This window comes from Acetivibrio sp. (genome assembly GCF_035371925.1).
In the GTDB taxonomy this organism is placed as follows: Bacteria; Bacillota; Clostridia; order Acetivibrionales; family Acetivibrionaceae; genus Hungateiclostridium.
This window is the reverse complement of sequence record NZ_DAORXT010000089.1, coordinates 1-11297: the sequence shown is the minus strand read 5'-3', so window position 1 is coordinate 11297 and position 11297 is coordinate 1. Positions and strand designations below refer to the sequence as shown.

The following is an 11297-nucleotide window of genomic DNA, read 5'->3' as shown; positions in this document are numbered from 1 at the left end:
TATTATTGCCTTTGGTAATTTTTCTTTTAAACTATAACTGCAAAAGAAACGAGGAAAAATGGACAATCATCTTATTCTATTATAACACATATTGGAATAATATCAATATAATTTGAGCAATATTTTATAATATTTGAGGAAGAACAGGTTGTAGGATATAAAAATTCAATAAACTGGAGTTATTGACGTAAAATATATGTTCTTATTTTTATTTTTAATGATATAATGAAAGGTATGGTGGATGTCTTGCGATTTTACAATGAAAGGAAGTGTATTTTGTGAGTGCAAAAATCCTTGTTGTTGATGACGAAAAAAATATAGTTGACATACTAAAATTTAATTTAACAAAAGAGGGTTTTTCTACGATTGAGGCAAATGACGGCGAACAGGCTATAGAGCTTGCCTTAAGTGAAAAACCGGACCTGATACTCTTGGATATAATGCTTCCCAAATTGGATGGCTTTACCGTTTGCCGCAAATTAAGAGAGAGCATTTCCACTCCTATCATAATGATTACTGCCAAGGAAGAAGAAGTTGACAAGGTGTTGGGGTTGGAGCTTGGAGCGGACGATTATATAACAAAGCCTTTCAGCACCAGGGAATTGATGGCAAGGGTAAAGGCCAATTTAAGAAGAGTTGCTTCAACTGCGGAGACCCAAAAGAAACAAAGCAATTATTTAAAGTTTGGCGATTTGGAAATAGATATTGAGCATTATGAGGTAAGAAGAAACGATGAGGTAATCGAGCTGACGCTAAGAGAATTTGAGCTGGTTAAATTTCTTGCGCTGCAGCCGGGACAGATATTTTCAAGGGAGAGCCTTTTGGAAAAGGTTTGGGGTTATGAATATTACGGCGATGTTCGTACGGTGGATGTTACTGTAAGAAGAGTTAGAGAAAAGATTGAAAAGGATCCGAGTAATCCCTGTTACATTATGACAAAAAGGGGAGTAGGGTATTACTTTAATAAAGTAAATTGAGAGTCAAAAAATAGTGAAATTTTGACTGTGTGAGGATGGATATGGTTTTGAAGCGTTTGCAGTTTTTAAGGAGCCTTCAGTGGAGACTTGTAACTATTTTCATACTTTTGGCATTGGTGTTGGCAGTATCCGCAAGTGTATCGTTGAACTATTTTGTGGAATTGTTTTTTTATGATACCTTTAAAGCAGGGATTGAAAACGGTTTTGAATATTGGGGAATAGATGACGAAGACAAGCCTACAAAAGAGGAAATTGTTTCATACCTTACCGCCAATAACAAAGCGAACGCTATGTCCCTGTTTTTTATAAACAATTTCAGAACATTTACGATAATTGACAAAAACACCAATGAAATAATATACACTGATGTGAAATCACCTTACAGGGAAACACTGAGGGAGGATATAATACAGTCAAGAAACTATCTTGCTGCACTGGCAGGTGGTAAAGGGGATAAGGGAAAATTAATCAGAATTGGAGACAAGGCCTTCTTTGACTATGCAAGACGAATTGGTAAAACAGATTATATTTTATACTTCAGGTATGACCGGGAAGAGTGGGCCGGAGCGATAGGAGCTTTTAATGATATAATAAAACTGAGCTTTCTTATTGCTGTCATATTTTCATTGATTTTTGGATATGCACTCTCGAAAACAATAACCGTTCCGATTGTCAACCTCGTGCACAAGGCAAGGGAAATGGCGGCAGGAGATTTCGGACATGTGATGGAAGTCAAATCCGATGATGAAATAGGCAAGCTCACAAAAGCTTTCAATTTTATGAGCAAGGAGCTTAAAAACACCTTAAATCAAATATCCAGGGAGAAAAGCAAGATTGAGACCATTCTCAACTATATGACCGATGGTGTAATTGCGTTCAATATAAATGGACAGGTAATTCATATAAATCCGGTGGCAAAAGCGATATTGGAGATTGATGAATTTGATTTTGACTTTAACGGGTTTTCAAAGAAGTACAATCTTGATGTGTCGATAGAAGAGGTTAAGTACCTTGAAATATACAATGCAAAAGAAGCAAGTATTAATATTGGGGAAAAATATATAAAAATATATTTTGCTCTTTTTACTGATGAGGAAAACAATGCCGACGGTATAATTGCCGTGCTTCACGATATAACCGAACAGCAAAAGCTCGAAAACATGCGCAAGGAATTTGTTGCAAATGTTTCCCATGAACTAAGAACGCCTTTGACATCAATCAAGAGCTATGCGGAAACATTGTTGGACGGAGCCTTGGAGAACAGGGAAATTTCGGAGAAATTCCTAAGTGTTATTAATTCGGAAGCAGACAGGATGACAAGGCTTGTGAAGGATCTTCTTCAGCTTTCGAGGCTCGATAACAATCAAATGAAGTGGGATATGCAAAAGATAAACTTTGAAACCTTGGTAAAAAGCTGTGTGGAAAAGGTTAAATTTGAATCTGAGGAGAAAAAGCAATCCCTCGAATGTTTTACCATTGGAGAGGCGATGGAGATTGTTGCAGACAAGGACCGCATAGAGCAGGTGGTTTTGAATATTCTTACCAATGCAATAAAGTATACTCCGGAAGGCGGTAAAATTACAGTTTATATCGGTAAGATGTACAGTGACGTTTATGTAAAAGTGGCTGACTCGGGTATAGGAATTCCCAAGGAGGACATTGACAGAATATTTGAAAGGTTTTACAGAACGGACAAGGCCCGCTCAAGGGAAATGGGAGGTACGGGTCTTGGTTTGGCAATTGCAAAAGAAATCGTAGAAGCTCATAAAGGCACGATATCTGTCACAAGTGAGCTTGGAAAGGGAACAGAGGTTACTGTAAAGCTGCCGGTGTGTAACTGAATCTTAAATGCTGTGTAATAATTTTGTAACAGTAATATAGTATAATTAAGTTAGTATTAGGGGAGATAAAGTTTAATTTTGTCTTTATTTCTCTATCATGAGGTGTTTTTTATGGCAAAAAAGATAATTACTCTGTTTTGTACGGTTATGTTTTTAATAAGTATGTGCATGACGGTATTTGCAGACGAGAAAGTTGATTTGATATCCGATAAGAAGACTGAGGATACCAAACAATTTCTTGTTAAGATTACCCGTCCCGAGGGCGATGAGACTACTTTTAAAGAGTCTTATGTAATTTGCGGCAACTCAGACAAGCAGAACATAACGGTAAAGCTTCTTATGTACAATGAAAAAACTGAAACGTTCGAACCTTACAAGGATTTGGACGGAGAAGACACATGGGTGATAGGAGCTTCGGGGTTCTTTATGAAGGAGATAGAGCTTCCGAAGAAAGGAGCCAACAAAATAAGAATTGTAGCATATCAGGGTAATACAAAGAAGGACAATGCAGAATTGGTTTTAGGAGAGAATTTGCAGGTAAATACTTTTACAGTAACTTTATTGGATAGAAGTGTTAAAGAGGCAATCAAGAACGGATTTCTTAGAATTACAGATATGTTGGATAATTTATTCGGAGCATAAAGGTCTGGGATTTGAATGAAATGGTTTGGCCGTGAAAGAGTAAAGTTGTACATACTGTTTTTATTGGTAATAACGAGCTTTATACAGGTAGGTATCCTTTGGTATTATCAAAATCGAGGAGTGCCTACTAATTTTTTATGGGGTTTTTTTAATAAATCTCAGGCAGAAACGGAGTATGATATCGGAGATGCTTTCAAGCCATATAGAGTTGTGGTTTCCGAAGGGTTTGAAAATCCCCATTGGGTGATAAAAGAAAATCATGAATACTATAAGCCGTTGTGGAATGATGCCCAGGCATATATAAAATATCTGCTGACCGATAGAGGGGTGGTATCAAAAGGGGAGTACGGCAAGGAATTTTGGGGTGACGTGGTTTTAAGAAAATCCTTCATTTTTGAATTTAAAACCTGTATAAACTCTGAGCTTTTAGCAGCATTTCTTAATGAAAGATGGGTATCGGGGTTCAAATCTGAAGGTATCTATAAAATGGCAATTCTCCCATCGGAAAATATAAACAAAAATCTTACAATATATGTATTTGACGGCGACAAGGTAAATAAGTATGTGGTTCCCTTTGTGACAAAAGGTTTGTCAATAGACGACTATGATGACATTATAGCCAATCTCTACGAGGACGATATTGAGGGCTACAGTGTTATCAAGGAATATGTGACAAACTATGTTTATCAATACCTAAGTCCCGATGTCCTGATAGTTGCCCAGGGGAGAAAATACAGAAATTACAAGAATCTTGTTTGCAACGTTCCGGAGCTGATACGAAACATCCAGCAGCCAAACAGCAGTCAGGACCTTAATGATATTGCAAGAATCATCCTTGGAGAGGATGAGGACGATTACATAAGGAGTATAGATGTCTATAATAAAACCGTTGTATTTCAAAACTTAAGTAACATGTATAGAATTTACAGAGACGGTCTTTTGGAGTATAAATATCTTCATGGAATTAATAGCTATGAAAAAGGCAGCAAAGTTGAAGCTTTAAAGATAGCATTGGAATTTATCAATCGCAGGGAGAAGTTGGTCTCGGGTGTGGATGTTTACCTGTCGGGAATTGAGGAGCACAGCAATTATTACACATTTTCTTTTGATTATAAATTTAATGACATGGAGGTTTCGTTTAATGAATATACGGTAAACAACAAGGATAAAAACAAGTTGAACCATGCCATAACAGTGGATGTAAACAGTCAGAGGATTTTGAGCTGTTACTGGGCACTAAAAGAGTTTAAGTTGGGTAAAGAGAACCTCATGCTGAACGTCAAGTTTGAAAGTTTGTTTGATGACATATTCAATTTGTATCAGGATATAAGCATAAAGGATTTTTCCGTAAAAGACATTAATATGACATATGAGGTTAAATTCAGCACAGACAGTCAGAGCTTGGAGCCTGTCTGGATAGTTGAGACGATGGAAGGTAAAAGGTATGTTGTTCCCATGCAAAAGAAACCTCCGGAGGAAGGATAGATATGGACTGGGCCAGAGCAAAGAATATTTTCATAATGCTGTTTTTTCTTTTAAATGTGTTTTTGAGTATTATTCTCATATATACGTTAAATAGCGACAATATAACAAAGGATACAATTGATGATGCCCGTCAGGCTTTGGCGGAAAGAGGTGTTGCCATAATCTGCGATATACCGCATTTTAATGGAGGTGTGGGAACACTCACTTATCTGGACGAGGGATTTGATAAAAAAAGGGTGATTGGAAATCTTGTGGGGGATACAGGGAATGATGAAAATTTGTCGGGGGAGCTTGATATAGAGGATGATGGCAAAGAGCTAAGCTTTCCGGACGACTATTCCTTTATTTTCATGAACAGCGAGCCTGATAGTCTTGTGCCGGGCTTAAATGGCGCAGATGGTGTGCTGAGTTTTGTGTCAAATATGCTTAAAGGCACGGGAATACCGATAACGGATTATCACCTGGATACGATTGAGGAAGAAGGCAACCGCAAAACATATATTTTCAAGCAAAAGTATAAGAGTTTTTTGGTACATGAAAACTATATTACTGTAGATTTAGTCGATGGCAGGATGACATATCTTGCAGCAAGATACAGAAAGGTTAACGGCATAATTAACAGCAAAAAGGTCATGCCTTTGTACCAAGTGCTTATACGCCATTATGATTGTATAAAAAATATTACCATTACAAAGATTGACTTGGGGTTTAAAGAGCATAAAATGGATGACGGAAGCAGGGAGCTGGACGATATTCCTGTTTGGCGTATAGAGTATAGGGAAAGTGGAAAGAAGCAAAACAAGTTTTTCAGGGCCTATGACGGAACTGAAATAGAATAAAACTATGCGAAAGATAAATTATTTAAATTTATAGTAGGCAAACGATACTGTTTAGTAGTATAATTGACTAAGATAGATATGAAAATAGATTTTGAAACAGTATACGAGTGGGGGCGTATTACTTGGAAAAGTTTGTTATTGCGGGAGGAAGGCCTCTCGAAGGTGAGGTCAGCGTAAGCGGAGCGAAGAATTCTGTTGTTGCAGTTATTCCAGCAGCGATACTGGTTGACGGACAGTGCACGATAGAGAATATTCCTGACATTAGCGATGTAAAAACACTTATTAGCATATTAAAAGACTTGGGTGCTGGGGTTAATTTTGAAAGCAAGGATACCCTTTCAATAAATTCTCAGAATATAAAGTCGTATACTGCTACTTATGATATGGTAAAAAGCTTAAGGGCATCTTACTACTTAATGGGAGCACTTTTGGGCAGGTTTAAAAAAGCCGAGGTTTCGCTGCCGGGAGGATGCGATTTTGGATTTAGACCTATAGATCAGCATATTAAAGGATTTGAGGCATTAGGTGCAAAAGTTAAAATAGATCATGGTGTTGTAAGGCTGGAAGCCGAAAAGTTGGTTGGATGCCAGATATACATGGATGTGGTAAGCGTTGGGGCTACAATTAACATTATGCTCGCAGCTGTAAAGGCTGAGGGGACGACAATTATTGAAAACGCCTCGAAAGAGCCCCATGTGGTTGATGTAGCCAATTTCCTCAACGCTATGGGGGCCAATATAAAGGGTGCGGGAACCGATGTTATAAAGATAAAGGGTGTTGACGGTTTGCCGGGAGGAGCATGCCATTCAATAATTCCCGACATGATAGAGGCCGGAACATTTATGGTTGCCGCGGCTGCGACAAAAGGAGATGTAACTGTTAGAAACATAATACCGAGACATATAGAGTCTTTGAGTGCAAAGCTTGTTGAAATGAATGTAAAGATTCAGGAAGGCGGAGACTATGTAAGGGTTGTCGGTGCCGACAAAATAGAAAGGGCAAATATCAAGACACTGCCTTATCCCGGATTTCCAACCGACCTGCATCCTCCGACATCGGTTTTGCTTTGCCTTGCCGACGGAACAAGTACTGTAACCGAAGGAATTTGGGATTCAAGGTTTCAGTATGTGGATGAGCTTAAAAGAATGGGAGCTAAAATCAAAGTTGAGGGCAGAATAGCAATTTTTGAGGGAGTGGAAAAGCTCACGGGAGCACCTGTCAGGGCTACGGATTTAAGAGCCGGAGCGGCTTTGGTTATAGCCGGACTTGTTGCAGAGGGCGAGACTGAGGTGTATAATATAAAATACATAGACAGAGGTTATGAGAATATCGAAGGAAAGCTAAAAAGGCTGGGTGCAAAGATAGTAAGAAAATAGCAGAACGGATTAATAGTTGGGAGATTACAAATGATTAGATTTTGCAGCTTATACAGCGGAAGCAGCGGCAATGCGGTTTTCCTGGCGGCCGGTAAAACTAAAATTTTGATTGATGCTGGACTTAGCGGTAAAAAAATTACAGAAGCGCTTGTTTCAATTGGCGAAAAGCCCTCGGAATTAAGCGCTATTTTAGTGTCCCACGAACACAGTGACCATATTAGAGGAGCAGGCATAATTTCAAGAAAGTATGATGTTCCGATTTATGCAAACGAGAATACGTGGGCGGCTATGGAGAATCTTATAGGGCCGGTAAATGCCAAGAATAAAATGTATTTTAACACGGGAAGGGAATTTGAGATAGGGAATGTGCTTGTGAACCCCTTTCCCATACCCCATGATGCTGCGGAACCTGTGGGTTTTAACTTCTTCGTGGGCAACAACAAGATAACTACGGCTACGGACATTGGGCATATGAATAATAAACTTTTGGAATGTATCGAGGGAAGCGATCTTTTGCTTATAGAGTCAAATCACGACATAGAAATGTTGATGGTAGGTCCGTACCCTTGGCACCTCAAGAAGAGAATATTGGGGGACAGGGGCCATCTGTCCAATGAAATGGCGGGAAAAGTAGTGGCGCATCTTGCGCAGAAGGGGACAAAGTGTTTCTTGTTGGGGCATTTGAGCAAGGAAAACAATTTTCCGGAGCTGGCCTATGAGACTGTGCGCAACATACTGAAAGAGAAGAACATAGATATAGAAAGGGATATAAGGCTTTCCGTGGCTTTAAGGGACAGAGTCGGTCAAGTGGTAGAAATTTAAAACGGAGCAGCATAAGGAAATGAAAATCACAGTAATTGGAGTAGGAAAGATAAAGGAAAAGTATTTGAAAGAAGGAATAAATGAGTATAGCAAAAGACTTTCCAGGTTTTGTAATCTGGAAATAATTGAAGTTGATGACGAGCAGGCGCCGGAAAACCTTAGCAGCCTGCAGGAGGAACAGGTAAAAAAACGAGAGGCCGAAAGGATTATTAAGAGGATTAAAGAAGGTTCCACCCTTATTGTCCTGGATGTTCGCGGCAAAAAGGTGACTTCAGAGGAATTGGCCCGCAAGATAGAGTCATTTTTTATTTCTGGCAAATCCAATATCACTTTTGTAATCGGAGGGTCATTGGGGATAGACAAAGAGCTTCTTAATATTGCGGACTTTAGGCTTTCCCTTTCGGATATGACATTTCCGCATCAATTGACAAGATTGATACTTCTCGAACAGTTGTACAGGTCGTTTAAAATTATTAACGGTGAGCCGTGATTTACCGAATACATGACTCCAAATTACCCGTGCTTTTCATGTGTTATGCTAAGAACAGAAGAGAAGCGCAGGAAGGAGGCATGTTGTTATGGGTAAAATTGCAGTATATACAAGGGTTTCATCGGCACGACAGGCTGCAGATGATGCTTATTCCTTGGATGTGCAAAAAGAGAGATGCATTTTTCTTTTAAAAAGCAAAGGATATAATGATGCAGATATTGATTTCTATTGTGATGCTGGAATATCTGGAACAACTATACTAGAGAGAGACCAATTAAAAGAACTGTTGGATAAGTTAGAAAAAGGGCAGTATGATGGTATTTGCTGCTATGATTTAAGCCGTATCAGTAGAAGTATCAGCCATACACTTCAGATTTTCAAATTATTGAAGGAAAATAATTTAAGACTTTACACCTGCGATGGCGCTTTTAATGGGGATATAAATGGGCAAAATGCAAAAATTATGGTAAGTATCTACAGCATGCTCAATGAGTTATTTATTGACCAACTTAGGGAAAGGGTAATTGACGGCATGAGTAAATCTGTAGAAGCGGGGAATTATTTTGGAGGGCCGCCTCCCTATGGATACAAATATGAGTATTATTCAGTAAAGCAAGAAAATAACTTTCAAGAAAATCAAAACAGCAAAACAAAGAAAAGAGATATAAAGAAGAGGCTTATTGTAAATGAAGAAGAAAAACCTATAGTAGAATTGATTTTTACTTTGTTTGTTAGAGAAAAGTATAGTATAAAAAATGTAGCCCAGCACCTAAATTTACATGGTTATAAAACAAGAGCGGGAAAACAATTTGCAACTGCAACTGTTCAAAAAATTTTAGAAAATCCTGTATATTGTTCGAGACTTTTTTGGGCAAAACGTAGGCAGAAGAAAAAAACAGAAGAAGGTGTGCGGGTTTGGGAAAAGAAAACTATATTTGATGTAAACTTTTATGATTTGCCTTTAGGAAACCATCAAGCAATAATTCCGGAAGATGTTTTTCTTGAAGCATTAGAGCGTTTACGCAGCAGAAGAAAAGTTAGAGTAAATGAAAATACAGCAGATGCCATGCGTGGGATTACAAAACAGCAGTTTGACGATGCAAATAAAAAAATGTTTATAAATATTTTAAGATGTCCTGGATGTGGCGGAAGAATGACATCCTCTCTACAGCCAGCACCTAAATTGGCCAATGGAAAAAGAGGTAAAGCAAAAGTATATTATAAATGCAATAGTTTTAATGCGGGTCGGAACTACTGCGATGGCTATTATTCAGTACAAGAAGAGCGAGCGTTTAATCTGATAAAAGAAGATTTTTTTAAGCGACTTAAAGAAGCATTTATGTTAGTTAAAGAATATCAGCAATATATTTACGAGAAATACGGAACTGATGAACAAATGCTTTTTGATAAGGAGATTGCCAAAATTAAAGATGAAATAAAGATACTTGAGAAAAATAAAACTAGGTTAGTATCAAAGTTGGATACTTTGATTGAACGCCAACTATTAGAGGATTCTGGAACCTTTAAATATGAAAGGCTTCAGAAAATGATAAATGACACAGAAATTGATATTGCAAAAGTTCAACAACTAATAACGGAACAGCAAAATAATATCAAACAAGCAGAAAGACGTAAAGAAGCCCTGTTAAAGGAAAGTCGGGAACAAGAACAGTTTGACAATATAGAAGACTATTTTTCTTCATTACCACTATTGCAAAAAAGACAACTACTTGAAAAAGTTTATTCAAGGATTGTAATAAACACTATCAGTAATGCAAGATATGGACCAAAAAAATTAGAAATTAAAGAAATTGAATATAATCAGTATTCCAGTACTGTAGGGCTTTGCAAGATTCTTGGAGTTCAGGATTTCAAAGAATTTAATAACTACCTCAAAACAAAGGGGAAGGAATTGAATATATTAGAACAGCATTATGGCGATGTAGAAGAATACCTAAAGGATATAGAATCAAGTCATGTGAGCAGCAGGTTTCGGAATTATATAAAAGAATTGGATGCTACCAGAGATAAGAGTAATGATGAATTCATTGAAGAACTTATTGATGAATGTTTAGAGGAAACTGAGCAAGTATCGGAAAATATAACGCTGGATGAAATAATCAAAAACTTTGATAAAACATATGAGGAATTTAAATTCAAGTATTTCTTAAAAAAAGTACTGCAAAATGAAAAGGTTCTTACCTGATGGATAAGGACTATTTATTTTATTTTTTAACTAAAAAATTTTTTTTAGAATAACACGAAAATCCAGAGAATGATATCAAACTAGTCATTTGCTTGTATTTTTGATAGTATTTTTATTTTACTTGCGAGTTTGTTCTTCTAAGAGAAAATAGAATACCATTTTATATTAAAAAAAGCCCTTATTTTTTTATGATATAATATGTCTTATTTAATTTGGAAGGGTGTTTACTATGGATAGTACAAAATTTGAAACTTTTTTTAAAAAAGTGTGGGACAAAAGTAATATCTTGATTGATGCAAATAATTTCAATTTAAAAACTTTAACTGTTATTTTATTTCTGGGAAGGCACCAAATTGAACTAGGCGAAGAAATAATGTTCAATTTAAATCAAATTAGAGAATTGCTCGGTCTTGAAGATTCTATATATTCCTATCGTCGAATTGAAAATGCTATTTTTTACTTTAAAATCAATTTCTATAAATGTAAATTGAAAAATAACCGAGAACGGATTGCCCATGTTATTAAAGCATTTGAAAAACCAATGAATGATATTTACTTTAATAAAGAATGGAGCATTCCTGTAATGAAACAAAATGATCTTTGAAAAAGAAGATGCCAG

Annotated in this window: 10 protein-coding genes; all 10 read left to right on the top strand. The window is 37.0% G+C overall.

Annotated elements, in window-relative coordinates; genetic code table 11:
* The first annotated feature begins 278 nt into the window (after positions 1-278).
* The 10 genes from yycF to PLH43_RS10995 all read left to right on the top strand — a co-directional run bounded on the left by yycF (position 279) and on the right by PLH43_RS10995 (position 11282).
* A complete protein-coding gene (yycF, locus tag PLH43_RS11040; protein ID WP_324363057.1) occupies positions 279-977 on the top strand; it encodes a response regulator YycF in 699 nt (232 codons plus the stop codon).
* Positions 978-1018: 41 nt separating this feature from the next.
* Positions 1019-2818, top strand: a complete 1800-nt coding sequence (locus PLH43_RS11035; protein WP_324363055.1) for a two-component system histidine kinase PnpS — start codon at positions 1019-1021, stop codon at positions 2816-2818.
* A gap of 111 nt (positions 2819-2929) precedes the next feature.
* A complete protein-coding gene (locus PLH43_RS11030; protein ID WP_324363053.1) occupies positions 2930-3460 on the top strand; it encodes a hypothetical protein in 531 nt (176 codons plus the stop codon).
* Between the two features lie 15 nt (positions 3461-3475).
* Entirely contained in the window at positions 3476-4945 is a 1470-nt protein-coding gene (locus PLH43_RS11025; RefSeq protein WP_324363051.1) for a hypothetical protein, read from the top strand.
* A 2-nt stretch (positions 4946-4947) separates the two neighbouring features.
* Positions 4948-5784 carry a two-component system regulatory protein YycI gene (gene yycI / locus PLH43_RS11020; RefSeq protein ID WP_324363049.1) on the top strand — a complete coding sequence of 279 codons (837 nt, stop codon included), beginning with the start codon at positions 4948-4950 and terminating at the stop codon, positions 5782-5784.
* Positions 5785-5906: 122 nt separating this feature from the next.
* On the top strand, positions 5907-7160 hold the full coding sequence (locus tag PLH43_RS11015; RefSeq protein WP_324363047.1) for a UDP-N-acetylglucosamine 1-carboxyvinyltransferase: 1254 nt from the start codon (positions 5907-5909) through the stop codon (positions 7158-7160).
* 30 nt (positions 7161-7190) lie between these two features.
* Entirely contained in the window at positions 7191-7982 is a 792-nt protein-coding gene (locus PLH43_RS11010) for an MBL fold metallo-hydrolase (protein ID WP_324363045.1), read from the top strand.
* Between the two features lie 19 nt (positions 7983-8001).
* A complete protein-coding gene (gene rlmH, locus PLH43_RS11005) occupies positions 8002-8472 on the top strand; it encodes a 23S rRNA (pseudouridine(1915)-N(3))-methyltransferase RlmH (protein ID WP_324363043.1) in 471 nt (156 codons plus the stop codon).
* Positions 8473-8560: 88 nt separating this feature from the next.
* On the top strand, positions 8561-10678 hold the full coding sequence (locus tag PLH43_RS11000; RefSeq protein WP_324363041.1) for a recombinase family protein: 2118 nt from the start codon (positions 8561-8563) through the stop codon (positions 10676-10678).
* 229 nt (positions 10679-10907) lie between these two features.
* A complete protein-coding gene (locus tag PLH43_RS10995; RefSeq protein WP_324363039.1) occupies positions 10908-11282 on the top strand; it encodes a hypothetical protein in 375 nt (124 codons plus the stop codon).
* Positions 11283-11297: the final 15 nt, after the last annotated feature.